The 20,316-nt window shown below is 70.9% G+C and carries 19 protein-coding genes; 5 read left to right on the top strand and 14 right to left on the bottom strand.

The genetic code is table 11. The features are described 5' to 3' along the window. Window positions 1-43: 43 nt before the first annotated feature. On the bottom strand, window positions 44-703 hold the full coding sequence (locus ACGFJ2_RS16885; RefSeq protein ID WP_357952451.1) for a response regulator transcription factor: 660 nt from the start codon (window positions 701-703) through the stop codon (window positions 44-46). After that, window positions 676-1,944: a sensor histidine kinase gene (locus ACGFJ2_RS16890; protein ID WP_393469003.1), complete on the bottom strand. Its 1,269-nt coding sequence runs from the start codon at window positions 1,942-1,944 to the stop codon at window positions 676-678. The genes ACGFJ2_RS16885 and ACGFJ2_RS16890 overlap by 28 nt, the downstream gene beginning before the upstream one ends. 132 nt (window positions 1,945-2,076) lie before the next feature. Between ACGFJ2_RS16890 and ACGFJ2_RS16895 the strand changes: the two genes are divergently transcribed. Beyond that, the gene (locus tag ACGFJ2_RS16895; protein ID WP_393469005.1) at window positions 2,077-2,715 is read left to right on the top strand and encodes a class I SAM-dependent methyltransferase; all 639 of its coding nucleotides are present in this window, start codon (window positions 2,077-2,079) and stop codon (window positions 2,713-2,715) included. After that, window positions 2,708-3,355, top strand: coding sequence for a VTT domain-containing protein (locus ACGFJ2_RS16900; protein WP_358173411.1), 648 nt, complete (start codon window positions 2,708-2,710; stop codon window positions 3,353-3,355). The genes ACGFJ2_RS16895 and ACGFJ2_RS16900 overlap by 8 nt, the downstream gene beginning before the upstream one ends. Before the next feature lie 15 nt (window positions 3,356-3,370). On the opposite strand, the gene ACGFJ2_RS16905 is transcribed toward ACGFJ2_RS16900, so the two are convergent. The 3 genes from ACGFJ2_RS16905 to ACGFJ2_RS16915 all read right to left on the bottom strand — a co-directional run bounded on the left by ACGFJ2_RS16905 (window position 3,371) and on the right by ACGFJ2_RS16915 (window position 7,698). Continuing rightward, complete coding sequence (locus ACGFJ2_RS16905) at window positions 3,371-4,642, bottom strand: alpha/beta hydrolase (RefSeq protein ID WP_393469008.1); 1,272 nt, start codon at window positions 4,640-4,642, stop codon at window positions 3,371-3,373. A gap of 174 nt (window positions 4,643-4,816) precedes the next feature. Further along, window positions 4,817-5,470, bottom strand: a complete 654-nt coding sequence (locus ACGFJ2_RS16910; RefSeq protein WP_393469011.1) for a response regulator — start codon at window positions 5,468-5,470, stop codon at window positions 4,817-4,819. Next, complete coding sequence (locus ACGFJ2_RS16915) at window positions 5,467-7,698, bottom strand: sensor histidine kinase (protein WP_393469014.1); 2,232 nt, start codon at window positions 7,696-7,698, stop codon at window positions 5,467-5,469. Before ACGFJ2_RS16915 ends, ACGFJ2_RS16910 begins: the two co-directional genes overlap by 4 nt. 24 nt (window positions 7,699-7,722) lie before the next feature. Between ACGFJ2_RS16915 and ACGFJ2_RS16920 the strand changes: the two genes are divergently transcribed. From ACGFJ2_RS16920 to ACGFJ2_RS16930, 3 genes are all read left to right on the top strand, one after another. Next, a complete protein-coding gene (locus ACGFJ2_RS16920) occupies window positions 7,723-7,992 on the top strand; it encodes a hypothetical protein (RefSeq protein WP_393469017.1) in 270 nt (89 codons plus the stop codon). Between the two features lie 100 nt (window positions 7,993-8,092). Continuing rightward, the gene (locus tag ACGFJ2_RS16925) at window positions 8,093-9,127 is read left to right on the top strand and encodes an LLM class flavin-dependent oxidoreductase (protein WP_393469020.1); all 1,035 of its coding nucleotides are present in this window, start codon (window positions 8,093-8,095) and stop codon (window positions 9,125-9,127) included. A gap of 46 nt (window positions 9,128-9,173) precedes the next feature. Continuing rightward, window positions 9,174-9,833, top strand: coding sequence for an alpha-ketoglutarate-dependent dioxygenase AlkB (locus ACGFJ2_RS16930; protein ID WP_357952442.1), 660 nt, complete (start codon window positions 9,174-9,176; stop codon window positions 9,831-9,833). Here ACGFJ2_RS16930 and ACGFJ2_RS16935 read toward each other — a convergent pair. From ACGFJ2_RS16935 to ACGFJ2_RS16975, 9 genes are all read right to left on the bottom strand, one after another. Next, window positions 9,814-10,869: a glutathione S-transferase C-terminal domain-containing protein gene (locus ACGFJ2_RS16935; protein ID WP_393469023.1), complete on the bottom strand. Its 1,056-nt coding sequence runs from the start codon at window positions 10,867-10,869 to the stop codon at window positions 9,814-9,816. The two genes, ACGFJ2_RS16930 and ACGFJ2_RS16935, sit on opposite strands and share 20 nt — an antisense overlap. A 75-nt stretch (window positions 10,870-10,944) precedes the next feature. Beyond that, window positions 10,945-12,096 (bottom strand): LLM class flavin-dependent oxidoreductase, encoded by a 1,152-nt coding sequence (locus ACGFJ2_RS16940; protein ID WP_393469026.1) that lies wholly within the window; start codon window positions 12,094-12,096, stop codon window positions 10,945-10,947. 1 nt (window position 12,097) lies between these two features. Continuing rightward, window positions 12,098-13,129 (bottom strand): aldo/keto reductase, encoded by a 1,032-nt coding sequence (locus ACGFJ2_RS16945; protein ID WP_393469029.1) that lies wholly within the window; start codon window positions 13,127-13,129, stop codon window positions 12,098-12,100. Next, window positions 13,126-14,172, bottom strand: coding sequence for an aldo/keto reductase (locus ACGFJ2_RS16950; RefSeq protein WP_357952438.1), 1,047 nt, complete (start codon window positions 14,170-14,172; stop codon window positions 13,126-13,128). The genes ACGFJ2_RS16945 and ACGFJ2_RS16950 overlap by 4 nt, the downstream gene beginning before the upstream one ends. A gap of 87 nt (window positions 14,173-14,259) precedes the next feature. Next, window positions 14,260-15,540, bottom strand: a complete 1,281-nt coding sequence (locus ACGFJ2_RS16955) for an acyl-CoA dehydrogenase family protein (protein ID WP_393469033.1) — start codon at window positions 15,538-15,540, stop codon at window positions 14,260-14,262. Further along, complete coding sequence (locus ACGFJ2_RS16960) at window positions 15,537-16,499, bottom strand: LLM class flavin-dependent oxidoreductase (protein ID WP_357952436.1); 963 nt, start codon at window positions 16,497-16,499, stop codon at window positions 15,537-15,539. The genes ACGFJ2_RS16955 and ACGFJ2_RS16960 overlap by 4 nt, the downstream gene beginning before the upstream one ends. Before the next feature lie 29 nt (window positions 16,500-16,528). Beyond that, window positions 16,529-17,764, bottom strand: a complete 1,236-nt coding sequence (locus tag ACGFJ2_RS16965; RefSeq protein ID WP_393469036.1) for an LLM class flavin-dependent oxidoreductase — start codon at window positions 17,762-17,764, stop codon at window positions 16,529-16,531. Between the two features lie 21 nt (window positions 17,765-17,785). Next, window positions 17,786-19,465 carry an ABC transporter ATP-binding protein gene (locus tag ACGFJ2_RS16970; protein ID WP_358173434.1) on the bottom strand — a complete coding sequence of 560 codons (1,680 nt, stop codon included), beginning with the start codon at window positions 19,463-19,465 and terminating at the stop codon, window positions 17,786-17,788. Next, window positions 19,462-20,316 (bottom strand): ABC transporter permease, encoded by an 855-nt coding sequence (locus tag ACGFJ2_RS16975; protein WP_357952432.1) that lies wholly within the window; start codon window positions 20,314-20,316, stop codon window positions 19,462-19,464. Before ACGFJ2_RS16975 ends, ACGFJ2_RS16970 begins: the two co-directional genes overlap by 4 nt.

A 20,316-nucleotide genomic window follows, 5' to 3' on the forward strand; every position in this document is an offset into this window, starting at 1 on the left:
CGGCGGGCCGCCGGGTCGGTGGCCGCCACGTCGAGTGGCGGCATCAGCCTCGTAGGTAGGTGACGACCGCGAGTACGCGGCGATGGTCATCTTCGGCCGGGGGCAGGTCGAGCTTGGTGAGGATATTGCCGATGTGCTTGCCCACGGCGGCCTCCGAGATGACCAGCTCCCGGGCGATCGCGGTGTTGGACCGCCCTTCGGCCATCAGGGCGAGCACCTCTCGTTCTCTCGGGCTGAGGCGCTCAAGCGGGCCGCGACGCCGCCGCAGCAGTTGCCTGACCACCTCCGGGTCCACGACGGTGCCGCCCGCCGCGACGGCGTGCAGGGCGTCGAAGAACTCCTCGATGTCGCCGATGCGGTCCTTGAGCAGGTAGCCGACCCCGGTGCCGTCTCCGGAGTCGAGCAGCTCGGAGGCGTAGGTCTGCTCGACGTACTGGCTGAGCACCAGGATGGCGAGGCTCGGGTCGGCGGTGCGCAGCGCGACGGCGGCGCGTAACCCCTCCTCGGAGAAACCTGGAGGCATCCGTACATCCGTCACGACGATGTCAGGCCGGTGCTCGGCGACGGCCGTGATCAAGGCGTCGGCGTCTCCGACGGAGGCGGCCACCTTGTGGCCGAACCGGGCCAGCAGCCCGGACAGCCCCTCGCGCAGCAGCACGCCGTCTTCGGCGACGACTATCTTGAGGGAACGTGCGACGCGCAAGGGATCTCCACCCGTAACAGGGTCGGGCCCCCGGTGGGGCTGGACAGCATCAGTCTGCCGTCGACCACGGAGACGCGGTCGGCCAGGCCCGCCAGCCCCGTACCGGCCGAGGCGTCGGCGCCGCCCACGCCGTCGTCCCGGATCTCCACCGTGAGCCGCCCGCCCTCGAACCGCCCGTCGACCGTGGCCCGCCGGGCCTCGCTGTGCTTGGCGACGTTGGCCAGCGCCTCGCAGACGACGAAGTAGGCGATCGACTCCACGGGCCCCGGCAGGCGCTCGGAGAACGCGACGGAGACCTCCACGGGCACCGGAGAGCGGTCGGCCACGTCCGCCAGCGCGGCGGGCAGACCTCGGTCGGTGAGGATGCGCGGGTGGATGCCCCTGATCAGGTCGCGGATCTCGGCCAGTGCCAGCTTCGCCTGCTTGTGCGCCTCGTCGACGAGCTCGGCGGCCTCCTCGCCGTCCGACATCTTCGCCAGGCCGAGCGTCATCGTCAACGACACGAGCCGCTGCTGAGCCCCGTCGTGCAGATCCCGCTCGATGCGCCGCCGCTCGGCCTCGAATGCCTCCACCAGGCGGGTACGGGAACGGGTGAGCTCGGCCAGTTGCTCGTCGTCTCGAGGAGTGAGGAGAAAACGGGCCAGCATGGCGTGGGCCAGCGCCAGCGCCGTCAGGGGATAGATGGTCAGGACCAGCACGACGACGCCCAGCACCGCCACGAGGAACGCCTGGGGATAGCCCTCGACGTGCCACAGCTTGAGCACGTTGATCGAACCCGTTTCACCGACGGCGAGCGGCGTGCAGATCATCACGACGGGCACCACCAGCCCGTAGAGCACGATGGCGAACTCGACCGGCCACAGCACCACGGCCAGGAGCCCGGTGTAGGCCAGCTCCCTCCAGGTGGCCTGCTCCCTGAAACGCAACTCCAGCCAGGCGCGCGGGCCGGGCCGGGCGGGCACGCGATGGGGAGTGGTGACCGGCTCCCCGTCGATGATCCGCAGGCGCCTGCGCTCCAGCGCGGCCACCGGTACGCCACCGAACCCGAGCGCCAGCACCACGGGGATGCCGATCAGCACCAGGTTCAGCACGGAACCGGTGACCAGCAAGCCCAGGCACAGCGCGAGCACGATCACGCCGACGCCCACCCCCGTGACGAGGTAGGCCATCGCGCGCCATGGCAAGGAGGAGAGGATCAGATCTCTCCGGGCGAGCGCCTGCCAGGCCTGTCGTGGTCGCACTCCCAAAAGATAAGGGGGTGGCGGGGCGCTTCCGATGGGCCCCGCACCACTTCGGAGGTATACCCAGCCCTACCTCGAAGACTAGGCCCTCTCTCCCTGCGCACTCGGCGTCGCCACCGCTGTCATTGCTCCATGAACGAGACAGCTGCCTTGCGGCCGGCAAGAGCTACCAACGGGGCCGCCGACCTGCGGGCCTTCATGTCGGTGGCCGTGCGCAACCAGGGTGTGGTGGGCGCCGTGGCGCCGAGTTCGCCGTCGCTCGCGCGGGCGCTCACGGCGGTGGTGCCGGCCTTGGGGACCCCGGTCGTGGTGGAGCTCGGCCCGGGTACGGGGTCGATCAGCGAGGCCATCCGGCGCAGGCTGCCGCCCGGCGCACGCCAGCTCGCGATCGACGTCGAGCCCTCAATGGTCGCCCACCTGCGCCGCGCCAAGCCGTGGCTGGAGGTGATCCACGGCGACGCGGTGGAGCTGGGCGCCCTTCTGGCGGCGGCCGGCGTGACGCGGGTCGACGCGGTGGTCAGCACGCTCCCGTGGTCACTGTTCCCGGGTCACCGCCAGGCGCGCATCCTGCACGAGATCGGTCGCGTGCTGGCTCCGGGCGCCGCCTTCACCACGGTGACCTACCTGTACGCCATGCCGCTCCCGAGGTCCAGGGCGTTCCGGCGGCGGCTCCGGTCCGCCTTCGAGGAGGTCTTGACCACCGGGCCGGTCTGGCGCAACCTCCCGCCCGGATTGACGTACGTGTGCCGGCGGCCGGTCCTCGATGTCTGAGCTGCTGGGGCAGCTTTCACCGCCGCTGGTGCTCATCGTCGGCTGGCTGCTCATCGTGGCTGAGGCCGGCCTGCTGATCGGGGTCTTCCTTCCGGGGACGAGCGTGCTCGTGGCCCTCGGCTATCTCTCTCATCTGGGTGTGGTGCCGCTGGGCACGACGGTCGCGGTGGCGGCGTTCGCGGCGATCACCGGTACGCAGCTGTCCTTCCTCATGGGACGGCGCCGCGCCTTAGGACGGGAGCGCGCCCTAGGAGGGCGGCGCATCTTGGGAAGGCGGCGCAACGGCCTGGCTCCAAGGCGGCTTGACGCTCTGGCGGGATTCTGGGAGCACGGCCGCCGCCTGCTGGTGCGGCGTGGGGTCTGGGCCGTCCTGGCCGGTCAATGGCTGGGCAGCGCCCGCACGCTGGTTCCCCGTCTCGCGGGATGGTCCGGCATGTCGTACCGGGCCTTCGCATGCGCGAGTCTGCCGGCCGCCGCCGCGTGGGCGGCGACGCTCGTGAGCCTGAGCCGCTTCCTGGCTCCGGAGGTCATCCACCGCATCACCGGCCATCTCGCACTGGCCGGCCCGTCGGCGGTCGCCCTGCTGCTGCTCGTCTTCTGGCTGAGACACCGCAGGCAGGCTCGCCACGAAGGCCGGTAACGCCGCCGCGCCCGGTCAGCGGGGTGGGTCGGCCGAGTCGTGGGCGGGCAGGGGCAGGGGCCGGTCGGTGAGGAAGGCCTGGAGAAGCCTGGTGTAGGCGGCGGGCTGGTCGCCCGCGATGGCGTGTCCCGCCCCCGCGATGGGCACGAGCGTCGAGCCAGGCAGCGTACGCCGATACTCGTACGTGCTCTCCCAGGGAATGAAGTCGCAGCTACCACGCATGATCAGCGCCTTCGTCCCGATCCGCCGAAGCTTGGGCCGGGGGTCGGGGACCTGGCGGAAGTCGTCGCTGGTGACCTGGTTGACGTAGAAGCCCTGGCGGTTGTGATGGGGCTCGCGTGAGGGAGTGCCGGGGCACGAGCCGGTGTCCTTGCTCACCAGAGCGAGCTCGTGGAAGCGCTCGTCCGCCTCCCGATCGCCGAGCAGGGCGTGCGCGGCCTCGGGGTTGATGCCCAGCAGGAGGAACGTGGTGAGCATCCGGGGTGATTCGGTCAGTTCGTCGTGGCGTTCCCGCTGCGCCGGAGTGAGTAGCTGCGAGAGATCGCGGTCGGGGTTCGCGCCCGGCCAGAGCGTGCCCGGCGAGGTGAAGACCACCTTGGCGACGTTACCGGGATGAGCGGCCAGGTATTGGGCCGCGAGCGACCCGCCCCACGACTGGCCGACGATGATGACCTTGTCCGCGCCGATGACGCGGCGGATCGCTTCGAGATCGGCGACGTGCCGGGCGACGGTGTAGCCCGTGACGTCGTCCAGCCTGGTGGAGCGTCCCGCGCCGAGCTGGTCGTAGGCGTACACGTCGAAACCCGCCGCGGCCAGGGCCTCGCCGCCCACCGGTATCCCCTCTCCTGGCGTACCTGGGCCGCCGTGGAGGAAGATCACTGGTGTCGGGCGAGGCTTGCCGGCCGCGGCGGCGTGGACGTACGCGATCCTGGACCCGGTCGGCAGATCCCAGAAACGGACGCCTCCGGGAGCCGGGGCGGTGCTCGGGACCGGGCCTGGCCGGAAGACGGTGGCCGCCGCGAGCCCGGCGATGACGGCCGTCAAGCCGATGGTGGCCGGCAGCGCGACCGTCCGGCTCCGGCGCGCGCCGAGCAGCTTGAGCGCCGGAGCGGCGAGCAGGAAACCGGTGCCGGCCATCGTCACCAGCCCAGCGGCCGCAAGTATCGGGATATGTGCGCTTATGGCGGCGGTGGCGAGGAAGCCGGCGGCCCCGGCGGGCGGCGCCACCACAAGAGCGGCCAAGAGGAGAGCGCCTCCGAGGAGGCGGCGCGGAAAGGTTCGTGCCATGGAGATCACGCTAGGAGCGGGAAGAGGCCGCTCCCTGGCCCTTCAGAACCGTTTTTCACCTGCCGGAACCCCGCTTCCCGGCGGATGCCGACCCCGCTTCCCGGCGGATGCCGCCCAGGCTTCCGAGCAGGTGGTTCAGACGGCTCCCGGCCGTAGTGGGACCCGCCTCCCGGGTCAGACGACCCCCGGCCGTACCAGGCCCGTCTCGTAGGCCATGATCGTGGCCTGAACCCGGTCGCGCACGCCGAGCTTGCCGAGTACGGCGGCGACGTGGTCCTTCACGGTCGCGGGGCTGAGGCCGAGCGCGAGCGCGACTTCGGCGTTGGTCAGGCCGCGCGCCACCCGCAGGAGCACCTCCGTCTCGCGGGGGGTGAGAACGGACAGCCGCCCGGCGTCGGCCGGACCCGGGCTGGTGGCGAAATGGTCGATCAGCCGCCGGGTCACGACCGGATCCAGCAGCGCGTCGCCTCCCGCGGCCACGCGTACCGCGTCGATCACCCGCTCGGGGTCGGTGTCCTTCAGCAGGAATCCGGCGGCACCGGCGCGCAAGGCCGCGAACACATAGTCGTCGAGATTGAACGTGGTCAGGACGACGACCCGCGTCGCCGGGACCTCGGCGGTGATCCTGGTGGTGGCGGCCAGTCCGTTCATGCCCGGCATCCGGATGTCCATGAGAGCGACGTCGGGTCGGAGCGAGGTCACGAGGGCCACGGCCGCTTCCCCGTCGGCCGCCTGGCCGACCACGGTCAGGTCTGGCTCGGCGTCCAGGAAGGCGCTGATCCCCGCCCGGACCACGGCCTGGTCGTCGGCGACCACCACTCTGATCATGTGGGGGACACCTCCGGCAGCCACACTCGTGCCGAGCCGTCGTCGGCGACGATGAGCGTACCGTCCGCGGCGTCGACCAGCGCGCGCAGTCGCCCCCCGCTCGTCGGTGACTGACCGGACACCGTGACACCCCCGTCGAGGAAGGTCACGGCGACGGCCGCGCCCTCGGCGAGCAGTTCCCTCGCGACCTGATAGGCGGTGACCTCGACGGCCGGATGCAGCGGCCTGCGGAGCCCGACGTAGCGGGCCGCGCCACCGCGTCGCGCGGTCAGGACGGCGATGCCGCTCACCGTGTGCGGCGGCTCGCCGCCATCGTCCCGCTCCTGCTCCATGAGCTCCCGTAGAGCGGTCAATCCGGCTCGGGCTTCGGCGAGCACGACGTCCAACCGCCCCGCCTTGGCTCCGTCGACCACCCGCTGCGCGTGCCGACGTGCCGTACTACGCAACCCACCGACGATTCGCCGCCGCTCGGCCGCCGCCGCCACGGCCGCCACGCGTTCGAGCAGGTCCCGCTCCCGCGTGACCGCCGTCCCGCGCCGTCTGCGGCGCGCCGCGACGAACCGCCCCAAGCCCCAGGCCGCCACAGCCGGTACGGCCAGCATGGCAGTCAGCACCAGCCACGCGGCCGGCCGATCGCCCGTGATGCCGTCCCCGCTGACGAGTGCCAAGCCGCCAACCCCGGCCATCACGATCGGCGCGGGCCAGTCCCGGGATTGTGTACGGGCGCCGATCGCGTACAGCAGCGCCAGTTCCATCCAGCAGCACCACAGGAACATGTCGCTGACCGGCGGTCCCGCCCACCCTGCCAGGTCGAGACACAGCCAGACCAGGACGGAGGCCAGCGTGACCGCCAGGCCGCGGCGGGACGCGTTCGTCCTCCACCCCAGGGGCAGCGCGTGCAGGGCGAACAGCAGCGCCAGCAGCAGGCCGGGGAGGGGCGTGGCGAAGGGGTCGAGGTCATCGCCGGGCAGCAGGTTCGCGCCCAGCGTCAGCGCGATCGCCAGGACGACCAGCGCTCCGTCGAGCGCCCTGGGCCCCCGCCAATCGGCCATCCGCCTCGCCCTGGCCATGACCGGCTCATCTGCCGCCGCATCTGCCGCCGCCTTCATGCGACGTCTCAGCCGTGGTCGCACATAGCTCACTCGTCGCGTAGGAACAGACGGGTCCAGGGGTACATCGGCCCGCACCTCCCAGCCGCTGTCCTTGAGCCCTGCCGAGAACGTGCCGCCGACGGAATGCACGGCGGAGCGCAGTCCGGCCAGCCCGTTGCCCGTCCCGAGGTCCGAGGCCGCCGCGTCACCACCCTCGTCGGTGACCGTGACGACCAGGTGTCCGGCCAGGATGTCAAGCCGAACCCGGGAAGCACCCGCGGCATATCGGGTCGCGTTCGTCAGCGCCTCGCGGACCACCCGGTAGGCGATGGAGATGACTTCCGGAGGCGCGCCAACGGCGGTGCGCCGATAGTCGAGGCCGATGTGCTCGGCGACGAGTACGTCGATGTCCTCCATGGTCATGGGTTCGACGGCAGCCATGGGTTCGACGGCCTCGCCAAGGCGATCCTGCTCCGTCGCGGCGCGATGCCCGGTCCCGGCGAGACGGTCCAGCTCCATCACAGCCTGGCGCCCGGCCTCGGCGGCGTGCCGGGTGGCGGCGGCGGCGAGTTCGGGATCGGTGAGCCGCGTGGCGGTGGCGGCCGACACCACGATGCCGGTGAGCCGATGCGCGGCCACGTCATGCAATTCCGCGATCAGCCGCCGCCGTTCCGCATCGGCGGCGAGGCGAGGCACCGACGCCGAGCCCGCGTGGTAGGCCGAGACAGCCGATCGGCCGGCTCCCCTCCGCCGTCGAGACCTCCCCATGACCCAGACCACCGCCGCCATGGCGGCCGCCTGGAACGCGACCCCGGCAACGATCTTCGCCCCTGCGCCGGCAGCGAGCGTCAGCGCGGCACCGACCAGCGTTACGGCGCAGGCTCCGACCGCGGCGACACCAGCCGTGCGATGCAGGGACAGCGCGTAGAGCGCCACCATCACGGTGACCATCCCTGACAGGACGCCACCGCCACCTGCGCTGATGCTCAATACCGCTGCCGCGAGCGTGCCCCCGAAGGCCCACACCGGCGTGATCCGGCGAAAGACGAGGGCGACGCAGGCGGCTCCCGAGCCCAGCATCGCGTACGTGGTCGCGAGAGGACTGTCCGCCGCGAGCGGCGACCCCGGCTCAGCCACCCACGTGAGCGCCGCCGGTAAGCGATGCGACACCGTCAGCGCTATCAGCGCGACGGCCAGGATCCCCGGCAGCAGCACGTCTCGCCACCCCGGCCGACCATCTCCCACAACGGCCCAGCCTACGATCTCGGCCGGCCCGAGGCGGCGGGCAGGCCGGCGCGAGGCAGCGCCTACGAGAAGAAGAGCGGCGCGTCACTGACCGTCGCCTCCACCGGAAACCTGGTCAGGAACGTGCCCAAGCCCCTGGTCAAGGTGCCGAATGACGCCACGGTCAAGGCGGACGCGGGCCTCTGACCTCGCCCGGAGCGGCCCGCGATCGGCGACCCGGTGACGGGGACGCGCTGAGCCCGCGACTATTCTCCGCTGCCAGGAATGACGAGGAGGAGGAACCACCGTGCCGCTACCCACGCAACCGCTGCGCAAGCTGGGTTTCCTGACGATCGGGCTGTTCGACGGTGACGACCCGCGCCCCGGCCACGAGTCGACGCTGCGGATCATCGAGCTGGGCGAGCGGCTGGGCTTCGACAGCGCGTGGGTGCGCCACCGTCACCTCCAGTACGGCATCTCCTCCCCCGTCGCCGTCCTGGCGGCGGCCTCCCAGCGCACCACCCGCATCGAGCTGGGCACCGCGGTCATCCCCCTCGGCTGGGAGAACCCGCTGCGGCTCGCCGAAGACCTGGCCACGGTGGACATCCTGGCCGGCGGCCGGCTCAACCCGGGCGTCAGCGTCGGCCCGCCGCTCCACTACGACCAGGTCAAGGACGCGCTCCACCCCGGCACCGCCGACCAGGAGGACTTCAGCTACGAACGGGTGCGGCGGCTGCTGGCCTTCGTCCGCGGCGAGCCGGCCACCGACTTCAGCGGCGTCGAGGGCTTCGAGGTCTTCTCCGATCGGGTCCAGCCCCACGCGCCCGGCCTGGGCGCCCGCATGTGGTACGGCGGCGCCAGCCTCCGCTCGGCCACCTGGGCGGGTGAGCACGCCATGAACTTCCTGACCAGCAGCGTCGTGAAGGCGGAGGAGTCGGCGGACTTCGCCGAGATCCAGCTCTCCCACGTACGGGCGTTCCGCGCGCGGCACCCCGAGGGCGAGCGGGCCCGCGTCTCCCAGGGCCTGGTCGTCATCCCCACGGACACGGCCACGCCGGAGCAGCGAGCCAGGTACCAGGCGTACGCCGACAAGCGCACGCCCCGCACCACCACGCCGCAGGGACCGGCCCGCATGATGTTCGCACCCGACCTCGTGGGCAGTTCCGCCGAGATCGCCGAGCGGCTGTACGCGCACGCCGCCTTCCGGGAGATCGACGAGGTGGCGTTCGCGCTGCCGTTCACCTTCGAGCACGACGATTACGTGCAGATCCTCACCGACATGGCCACGAAGCTGGGCCCCGAACTCGGCTGGCGGCCCGCCATGGACCGCGGCCCGCAGTGAGGCTTGGCCTGATACGAACGCCGCAAAACAGCACAGTCTGACAGTCGTGCTGGCTACTGTTTTCGGCATGCCGGAGTCTTTAGAACAACTGTCCTTTGACGCTGGTGACGGCCTCCCGCCGGCATCTCGCGATGAGATGGTGCCGGGATTGCGCTACATCGCCGACTGGCTTACTCCCGACGCCTGCGCGTCGTTGCTTTCATTCATCGACGCCGCCGAGTGGTCGGCACAACTGCGACGACGAGTGCAACACTACGGCCATCGCTACGACTACGGCCGTCGAAGTGTGGCGAGGAATCCCCTTGTTCCCGCCGCTCCACCGATTCCGGCATGGGCACAACAGCAGGCCATGCGCCTGGTCCGCGAAGGAATCATGGAAAGCGAAGCGAACCAAGTGATCATCAACGAGTATCAGCCGGGACAGGGCATCAGCCCACACGTCGACTGCGTGCCCTGCTTTGGCCCGGTCGTCGCCGCGATCTCTCTGGGCTCCGCTTGTGTCATGGACTTCACCCATCCTGCGGACGGCACGAAGGCGGCGATATCTCTCGCCCCCGGCAGCCTGTGCGTCATGTCAGGACCTGCCCGATACACCTGGCGTCACAGCATTGCCGCACGCAAGAGCGACCCCACTGCGGCAGGCCGCATGCCACGCACGCGACGCGTGTCAGTAACCTTCCGCACGGTCAATGACCCAGCGCTGTAACCGGGCTCTCGGGCTCCTTTCGGCCAAGGCCCATGCCCGTCAAACGGCGCTGGACATCGAGGCTCTCCCTGCCGTGGGGTGAGTCCCAGGCGCCCTGGAACGGCTCCACGTCTATGCGCTTGACGCCCTCCGCGCAAGCGAAGGCGCTATGGCGGTAGGTGGCGAAGTCGGTGGTGTCGCGGAAGGCGGGGTGCTGGTAGAGGTCGCGGGCGTAGGCCCACAGGTGGGTGAAGTCGGTCAGCCCGCGCTCGCTGATGCGGGCGGCGGGGTTGTCGGCGAGGTCGAATCGGGCCAGGGTGACCCACAGCCGTACATCGGCCTCGGTGATGGCGTCACCGAGAAGGAAGCGGCGGTCGGCCAGGCGCTCGTCGAGGCGTTCGAGGGCGGCGACGGTCTCACCGCGTAGCTGCTCGTAGGTCTCCTGCGTGGCCGCCCCCGCGATCTTGGGGGCCGCGGTGTTGACGTCGCGCAGGATCTGCTCGTTGAGCTCGTCGATCTCGGCGCGGGACTCGGCGGGGTAGAGCCGGACAGATGGATCGGCCCATTCCTCGAACTCCGTGGCCAGGTCGAGGGTGATGTCGGGGTAGTGGTTGCTGACGATTCGGCCGGTCACGCGGTCCCAGAGAGTAGGGACCGAGATGTGGCCGGCGAAGCCGGGCTCGCTCGCCTCATACGCCTGGGCGAGCAGCGTGAAACCGTTGACGGGGTCGGGGCCGCGACGCTCCCGGAAGGCCCAGCCGCGGGCGTCGCGCTCGTCGTCGACGTACGACAGCGACACCACGTCCTCAAGCCCCGCGAGCTTGCGGACGATGGCGGCGCGGTGCGCCCAGGGGCAGTGCCAAGCGTTGTAGATGTGGTAGCGGCCGGGCGCGGCCGGATAGCCGCTGGATCCGTCGGCGGTGATGCGCCCGTGGAAGGGGTAGAGCGCGCGAACTCCCTTGGGGGCGGCGTCGAGGCGGCCGGGGCCGTAGGGGCCATGGACCTGGACGTCCGCAGGGGTGGCGTAGGTCGGAGTGTGCTGTTTGGGGCCGCTCATGGGTGAGCCTCCAGGGTCGATCGCGCCGCTGCGGTAACAGGGCGGCATTTCATTAAATTCCTACCAACATTGCCGCTATGCCACACCGTTCAGCGGACCCGATGAGGTCCCCCGAGATGGCGCGGGCCGCCAGCCGAGCAGGGGTGCCAGCTCCTGAGCGCCGGCGGCGAGCAGCCGGACATGCTCGTCGAAGTCAGGCACGCCGGGGGCGAAGCTCACCAGCAGGTCGGTGATCTGCCGCAGTGCGGGATCGTCCGCCAGCTCGGCGGCCAGCTCCTGCGATGGGCCGAGCAGGGCGCGGTCGGCCTCCAGGTACTCCTCGACGCTGAGGCCCGCGACGTCGCGCCGAGAGGACAGCCAGCTCTGCCAGCGGCGAGCCCCGGGCGTGACCAGCCGGATGGCCTCCGCTCGGTCGGGGTGGGGATAGATGGCCCGGGAGACCTGCACCCGGGGCTGACGGGCCGCCGCGCGGTAGGCCGCGATCCACTCGGCCTGCTGCCGCTGTGCCTCGCGTACAGTGCTGCCCCGCCAGCCGGTGGCGCGGGAGAGCTGCAGCCCGTCACCGACGCGGCCGGCGGCGGCCGCTGCCGCATGAGCCAGCTCCGGGTCGCCGGTGGTCGCCTGCCACAGCCGTCGCCGCACACCGGCCCCGGGCGGGTGGAGCGCCTCGCCGAGGCTGTTGAGAGCGACACCCTCCAGCACCTCGTGGAGCCGCGCGACCGAGGCGTCGAAGAGCCGGTGCCTGTCGGCCAGGTCCTTGCCGAACGCCTCCCACGCTCCCGGGAAGGGACCCGAGCCCACCCCGAGCTCGAGCCGGCCGCCGCTGAGCTCGTCGAGCGTGGCCGCGTCCTCGGCGACCTTGAGGGGATCCTCCAGCGGGAGCACCAGCACGCCGGTCCCCAGCCGGATCCGGGTGGTGCGCTCGGCGATCGCGGCGAGCATGACCAGCGGCGCGGAGACGTGCTCATTGCCCTGCCGGAAGTGCCGGTGGATGACCCAGCCGGAGTCGTAGCCCAGTTCTTCGGCGGCCACGAACAGGTCGATCGCCTCCCGGTAGGCCCGCGCCGGCGGCAGGTCACTGTCGAGGTGCAGCAGGAAGCCCAGGCGGAACGGTCGGCCGTCCTCGACGCCGGCCCCTATCGACCCTGTCGTCTCGGAGTCCTTGACCCCAAAGTCCTTGACCCCAAAGTCCCTGATCCCAAAGTCGCTGATCTCAAAGTTCGTCATCTCAGAGCCTCAGTCCGGTTCCGTGCACGCCGTGCTCGTCGATCAGCGTCAGCTCCTCCTCCGTCAGGGGCGGGAAATCGAGCCCTTTGACGTTGTGGTCCAGCTGCCACGTCGAGCTGGCCCCGATGAGCGCCGAGGTCACCTGCGGCTGCCGCAGCACCCACTGCAGCGCGAGCTGCGCCAGCGACTGGCCGCGTTGTTCGGCGATCCGGTTGAGCGCGGCGACCCGCTGCCGGTAGACGTCGTCGATGACGTCGGGCGACAGGAACGTGCTGCTCTGGGCGCGAGCACCGGCCGGGATGCCGTCGAGGTACTTGTTCGTGAGCAGGCCCTGCGCCAGCGGCGAGTAGACGATCAGGCCGAACCCGTCCTCGGCGGCCAGTTTGAGCAGGCCGTTGAGCTCGGGCCGACGGTCGAAGATCGAATACCGCGGCTGGTGCGCCAGCAGCGGCACCCCCTCCCGACGCAGCAGCTCGGCCGCCTCGTGTGCCCGCTCGGGTGCGTAGTTGGACAGACCCACGTAGAGCGCCTTGCCCTGCCGCACCGCGCTGACGAGAGCGCCGACGGTCTCCTCCAGCGGCGTGGTCAGGTCGGGGCTGTGGCTGTAGAAGATGTCGACGTAGTCGGTACCGAGGTCGCGCAGGCTGTGCTCCAGCGAGGTGAGCAGCGACTTGCGCGAGCCGCCCTTGTGGTACGGGCTGGGGCCGATGGGGTTGCCGGCCTTGGTGGAAAGAAGGATTTCGTCCCGGTACGGGGCCAGGTCGCGCTTGAGCACCTTCCCGAAGAGCTGCTGCGCGGCGCGGTGCGGAGGGCCGTACCGGTCGGCGTTGTCGAAGTGGGTGATGCCCAGGTCGAAGGCGTGCAGCACGATCTCGCGCTGGGTCTCGTACGGGTGGTCGGTGCCGAACTTCTGCCACAGGCCGAAGGAGACGGCTGGCAGGTCGAGACCGGAGTTTCCAGCCCGCCGATACTCCAGGTTCTTGTAGCGATCTTCGGCCGCCGCGTAGGTCTGCTCAAAAGTTCCGTAGGTCATGACTGAACGCTCTTCGTGAGGTCGCGGCGGAGCGCGGCCGGCTGGAGTGACGGAGTGTCACGGCCGGTGTCGCGCTCGACGAAATGGGTGCCCGGGTCGACGATCTCGTCGATGCGGTCGAGGATGTCCGCGCCGAGCTCGACGGTCGCCGCCTTGAGATAGCCCTCCAGGTGCTCGAACGTGCGCGGGCCGATGATCACGCTGCTGACGGCGGGGTGGTTGAGCGCGAACGCCAGGGCCAGGTCGACCAGCGTCAGCCCGCTGTCCTCCGCGAGCCGGGCCAGCGCGTCGGCGGCGGCCAGCTTGCGCCCGTTGCTGTCGAGGTCGATGTCGAACCGGCCGGGGATGAGCCCGGCGCGCGCCGACTCGGGCTGCTCGCCGCCGACGCGGTACTTTCCGGACAGCCAACCGGCGGCCAGCGGGCCGTAGCTCAGAACGCCGATGCCGTACTTCCGTGTGACGGGAAAGACCTCCCGTTCGGCACTGCGGACCAGGAGGGAGTACGGCAGTTGCTCGGTGTGCGGGGCGATCAACCCGTGCTTCTCGGCCAGCCAGTGCGCCTCGACGAGCTGGTGGGCCGGGAAGACCGAGGTGCCGTAGTAGCGGATCTTGCCCTGGCGGATCAGATCGTCGAGCGTCCGCAGCGTCTCCAGCAGATCAGTGTGCGGGTCCGGACGATGCGCCTGGTAGAGGTCGAGGTGGTCGGTGCCGAGCCGGCGCAGGCTGTCCTCCACGGCGCGGATGATCCAGCGCCGGGAGTTGCCGGCGTGCTGGGGGTTGTCACCGATCTGCCCGTGGAACTTGGTGGCCAGGAAGAGGTCGTCACGGCGGCCCTTGATCGCCTTGGCGACGATCTCCTCCGACACGCCCTGGGCGTAGACGTCGGCGGTGTCGACGGCCGTGATGCCGGCGTCGAGGGCGGCGTGGATGATCCTGACGCTCTCGCCTTCCTCCTGCCACCGGCCGAAGTTCATGGTGCCGAGGGTGAGGGGACTGAGCAGGACACCGGTGCGGCCCAGTATGCGGTCGACCTTGACGGTCATCGGATTCCTTTCAGTCGGCTGCTCCAGGAGCGGCCGGTCTTTCGGTCGGGGTTCTGGAAGAGGCTGCCGGTCTTTCGGCCGGGCGTCCTAGAAGAGGCCGGTCGTGGGCGGAGCCTCGCCGGTCAGGTGATAAGCGCCCGCCACCGCGGCCTTCCACTGCCTGGGGTTGTGGTTGGCGACCGTGCGAGCGTTGCGCCAGTGCCGATCGAAGCCGAGCTCGCGGTTGGTGATGGAGCCTCCCGCGACGTCGAAGAGCAGTTCGGCGGCTCGCAGCGCGGACTCGATGGCGATCACACCGGTCTGCCCCACGGTGACCGCGGCCTCCGCACCGGCGCTACGCGCTTGCGCGCCGGTCAGGCCACGTACGCTCTCCAGCGCTTCGGCGGCGAGCAGCACCACCGACCGGGCGGCCTGGGCCCGTGCGGCGATCTCTCCCACGGTCTCGCGCACATACGGGTCCTCGACGCTCCTGTCCGCCGTACTGTGCTTGATCGGCCGGGCCTTCTCACGGGCGAACCAGATCGCGTCGTCGAGCGCCGCGGCGGCGATGCCCGCCTCGACCGCCGCCAGGTAGAGCTGGGCGAACGAGCCCAGCCACGGGTTGTCCAGCAGGGAGTTGTCGCGGGCTACGACCTCACTCTCGCGGACGCGCACGTTGACCAGCCGCGTGGTGCCGCTCGCGGTCAGCCGCTGGCCGATCGCGTCGAAGTCGTCGAGCCGCTGTACGCCCTGACGATCCACCGGCACCGTGAAGCCGAGCACGGTGCCGTCCTCCTTCTGGGCCAGGCCCGAGAACCACGAGGCGTACAGAGCGCCCGTCGAGTAGTACTTCTCGCCGTCGATGACGTACCCATCACCGTCACGCCGGATGGTGGTGTTGACGGACCCGTTGGCGCCGCCGGTGCGCTCGTTGGCGGTGCCGGCGAACAGGTCGCCGTCGCGCAGCCGCCGCAGGGTCAGCGCCCGGTGGGGCAGGTCGCGCCGGCTCGCCACCTGGTTGGCGGTGAGGAAGCTGCTGCGCAGCGCCTGCGCCACGTTGGAGTCGGCCCGGGCGATGGCGATGACCAGGTCGATCACGTCTCGCACCGAGCCGCCGGCGCCGCCGTCCTCCCTGGTGATGCCGACCAGCGTGATGCGGTGCTCGGCGAGCGCCCGGACGTCGTCGAACGCGTAGTCGCGGGCGAGCTCCCGCGCACGGGCTCCGGCGCGCAGGCGCCCCAGGATGGGTGCGACGGCCGCGCGAATGCCTTCGACGGTGTACCCGACTCCTGCTGGAGTCTCCGGCACGATGGAGTTCGGCACGATGGAGTTCGGCACGGTCGGCCCCGGAACGATGGCGCCTTCGAGGCCGGCGCGCTCGGCGGTCATGCCGCCACCGCCGCGAGCTCGGGCAGGCCCAGTGCGGACCGCAGGGTGGAGTGCGCGGATGTGGGATGCGCGGAGCCGACGGCCGTCAGCCTCGGCACCAGCGCCCGCAGTGTGGTGAGCGCCGCCGCGGCGCCGCCTGTGAGCACCAGCTCGAATCCGTCCAGCCGGTGCTCCGCGGCCCAGGCGAGAAGGTCGGCCGGGTCGTCCAGGGCTGCCTCGACCCGGCCGAGCAGTGCGACGTCCTCCCGGGACCGGCCGGCTCCCCGCAACGCCTTCGCCAGCGCGGCGTCCGCACCGGCGGCACGCTCCCGATCCACCACGACGACGTCTGCCGACTCAGCGACCGCCGTCGCGTCGAGAACTCCCAGGTCGGCGACGACGACCGGGCGTCCTTGCACCGACGACGGCCCATCCAGCGGCCCGGCGACCCGGTAGAAGGCGCCCTCGTGGCCGATCGGCTTGATCTGCGAATCCCGCACCACGATCCCGGCCTCCTGATCGCCGATCAGCGCTGTACGCGGGAAGGACTCCCACAACCGGGTCAGCACGTGGGCGTACTCCCTCCAGCGCCGGACGGGGTCGGACGCGCCGGGGTCAGGAGCGGTCGCCTCACTCACCTCATCGCCCCCGCCCGCCCGCAGCGCGACGCCGGCCCGGCCGCCGGTGGCCCGGTCGAGGGAGAGCACCCTGCGCGCGGCGTTGTACGGCGCGTTGTGGCTGGTCGGTACATCGGCGACATAACCGATGCCACTGTGGAGGCCGGCGAGGTAGGCGCCCACCACGGTCGGGTCGAGCGTGCGACCCGTGGCCCCATCATCAGCTGAACCGTCGGCGAGCCGGATCGCCGCGACCCCGAGCTCTTCGGCCACCGCCGCGATGACCACGGCGTCGGCGAGTGACACCAGCGCCGGGCCGGTCGGTGCCCCGACCGCGAGGGCGAGTTGGATGGTTGTGCTCATGAAAAGATCACCTTCGGTTGTGGAACAGGTCAGCGAGCCGCTTCAAGGGGACGGCCCTGGTAGGCCCCGGCCGGCGCCGTGGGCAGGCCGAGCCCGAGGTGGTCGCGGAGGGTCGTCCCGTCGTACTCGGTCCGGAACAGGCCACGACGCCGCAGCTCGGGAAGCACCTGCTCGGCGAAGTCGGCGAACCCCGACGGCAGCACGTCGGGCATCACGTTGAAGCCGTCCGCGGCCCCCTCGCGGTACCACCGCTCCATGTCGTCGGCGATCTGCTCCGGCGTGCCCACGACGATCCGGTGGCCACCGCCGCCGGACAGCTTCTTGAGCAACTGACCGAGTGTCGGCCGCTCCGTGTCGATGATCGCCTTGACGACCCGGTAGAAGGTCTGTGAACCACCGGCCTCGTCGGGATCGACGAGGAGCTCGGCCGGGATCGGCTCGTCATCGGGCAGCCCGTCGAGGGAGATCCCGAGCTGGGCGGCCAGCCGGCCGCGGGCATAGGCGTCGGGCAGGATCTCGTCCAGCAGTTCGCGCCGGGCCTTGGCCTCGGCCTCGGTGCTGCCTACGACGGTGGACAGTCCGGGCAGGACGACGATCTCGTCAGGGCGTCGCCCGAACTCGGCCGCGCCGGCGCGGATCTCGGTGCGGAACGCGCGGGCGTGGTCGAGATCCTGGTCGGCGGAGAAGATCACCTCACCGATCCGCGAGGCCAGCCGGCGGCCGTCGCTGGAGCCACCGGCCTGGACCACGACCGGTCTGCCCTGCGGGGAGACGAGCTCGGTCCGGCCCGCCCAGCCGGTGACGACCTGCTCGGTGAACTCGGCGGCGCGGCGGTAGCGTAGCGCGTGCTCGGGCTCGCCGGTCCGGCCGAAGTTGCGCGCCGCCACGGGCCCGGCGGTGGTCACCACGTTCCAGCCGAAGCGGCCCCCGCTGATGTGGTCGAGGTCGCCGAGCCGGCGCGCGAGCTCCACCGGGTCGTTGTAGGACGACGACAACGTCCCGATCAGCCCGATTCGCTCGGTCTGGGCGGCGATCCGCGCCAGTACCGTCGTAGGCTCCAGGTTGTTGGCAGTGCGGTGTCTGATGTTCGGGTCGAGCGACGGGCCGTCCGCCAGGAAGACCGCGTCGAGCTTGGCCTCCTCGGCTTTCCGCGCGATCGAGGTGTAGTGCTCGATCGTGTAGCTGGCGGTGCCGTCGGTGCCCGGGAACCGCCACGAGCCGCCGAAGACGCCCGCGTTGAGGATGTTGACGTTGATGTGCAGCACGATCTCTCCCTGACGTGCGACCTACCGTGCGACTTGACCTGCGACTTGATGCGCCACTTGATGCGCGCCTTGATGTGCGAGGGCGAGCCGGGCTCCCGGGATCGCCTCCAGCAGCTCCCGGGTGTACGGGTGCCGCGGTGCGTGGAACACCTGCTCGACGGGACCGGTCTCGACCACGGCGCCGTCCTTCATCACCGTGACGTCGTCGGCGATGAGGCGTACGACGCCGAGGTCGTGGGTGACGAACACGTAGCTGAGCCCGAACTCCGCCTGCAGATCGACCAGTAACCGCAGGATCTGGGCCTGGACCGACACGTCGAGCGCGCTCACCGCCTCGTCGAGTACGAGGATCTCGGGGTTGAGCGCGAGCGCCCGCGCGATCGCCACCCGCTGCCGCTGACCGCCGGACAGCTGGCTCGGGAGCCGATCCAGATAGCTCTCGTCCAGTGCCACCGCGTTCAGCAGCTCCACCACCCGGGCCGTCCGCTCCTGCCCGAAGGCGCGCAACGGCTCTGCGATGATCTTGCCCACCGTGAACCGCGGGTCGAGCGAGGTGAACGGGTTCTGGAACACGAACTGCAGGTCCCGGCGGAGCTCCCGCAGCTCCCTGTGGCGCAGGCCGGTCAGCTCCCGGTCGCCGACGTGCACTGTGCCGCTGTCGGCGGAGGTGAAGCGGACCAGGATGCTCGCCAGCGTGGACTTGCCCGCTCCCGACTCGCCGACGATGGCGTGCGTGGTGCCCTTGCGTACGACCAGGTCGGCGCCGTCCAGTGCGCGCAGCTCACGCCGCCCGCCCCGGCCGCGCAGGTGGTAGGTCTTGGTGAGCGCGTGTGCCCGCAGCGCCACCGGCGCGGCGTCGAGGACCGGCCGCGGGCCTGACCTCGGCTCCAGCCGACCGGCGTGCCGCGCGGGAGCCGCGTCGAGCAGCCGGCGGGTGTAGTCGTCGGTGGCGTGCTCCAGCACCTGGTGTACCGGGCCCTCCTCCACGATCTCGCCGTCGCGCATGACCAGGATCCGGTCGGAGCGGTCCAGCGCGACGCCGAGATCATGGGTGACCAGGAGAATGCCGATGCCGAGCTCCTCGCGCAGCCGTACCAGGTGGTCAAGGATGACCTTCTGGACGGTGACGTCGAGCGCGCTGGTGGGCTCGTCGGCCACGATGATCTTCGGCTGGCCCGCCAGCGCGATCGCGATGAGCGCCCGCTGCTTCATGCCGCCGCTGAGTTCGTGAGGGTACTGGTGGAACACCCGCTCGGCGTCCTTGAGGCCCGCGGTGCGCAGACTTTCCAGCGCGTGCTGAGCCGCGTCCCCGGCCGCGCGCTGGTTGAACCGGACCGCCTCGGTCACCTGCTTGCCGATCTTCTTGACCGGGTTGAGCGAGGTGTTGGGGTCTTGGGGGATGAAGCCCACATAGTTGCCCCGCACCCGCGCCATTCGCTGGTCGTTCCAGCCGGTGACCTCGACGCCCGAGTAGGCGATCGAGCCGGCGCGGATCCGCGCGGCGGCCGGCAGCAGGCCGAGCGCGCCCTGGACCAGCGTGGTCTTGCCCGAGCCGGACTCTCCCACGAGTGAGACGAACTCCCCCGGCTCCACATGGAGGCCGGCGCCGCGGACAGCGGGCGTCCACTGACGGTGCCCCGTCCGATAGTCGATCGCGAGGCCGGTGATCCGCAGCAGCGGGTCCTTGGACGGATCGGTCATCGGCGGTGTTCCTTCCGGTACGAGGTGCTGATGCGGTGGGTGGCGATGACGACGATCGCGAGCGCCACGCCGGGCAGGATCGACGCCCATGGGTGCACCGCGACGTAGTCGCGGCCCTCGGCCACCAGCAGGCCCCATTCCGGCTGCGGCGGAGGTGCGCCGTAGCCGAGGAAGCCGAGCGAGGCGACGGCGAGCACGGCCGTTCCGACCTCGAGCGCCGCCAGTGCGATCACCGAGCTGAGCGCATTGGGTACGACGTGCCGGAGCATCACGCCCAGCCGGCCGACCCCGAGGCCGTACGCCGCCTTGACGTAGTCCTGGGACACGACCGCGAGCACCTGCGCCCTCATCACCCGCGCGAACGACGCGATGGACGAGATGCCGACCGCCAGGGCGATATTCTGAGTGGAGTAGCCCAGGACCGAGACCACCACCATCGCGAGCAGCAGGCTGGGGATCGCCAGGAACACGTCGATCACCCGCATGATGGCGGTGTCGACACCCCCTCTGGCGAAGCCCGCGACCAGCCCGACCGCCGTGCCGACGCCGAAGGCGATGAGGACGGCCAGCAGGGTCGCGGTCAGGGTCGTATGCGCCCCGTACACACTGCGGGCGAACAGGTCCCGGCCCAGCCGGTCGGTGCCGAACCAGTGCTCCGCGCTCGGCGGTGCGAAGCTCGCGGCGGGGTCGCCGTCATAGGGACTGTACGAGGTGAACAGGCCAGGGACGACAGCCCAGCCGATCACGACCAGCACGATGATCCACGAGGCCACGAGGGCCGGCTGCCGCGCGAGCTCACCGAAACGCTGGATGGCGCCGGGCCGGCCGTTCGTGGCGAGTGCGACGGTCAT

Origin of the sequence: Nonomuraea sp. NPDC049028, assembly GCF_043197735.1 — a bacterium.
GTDB lineage: Bacteria > Actinomycetota > Actinomycetes > Streptosporangiales > Streptosporangiaceae > Nonomuraea.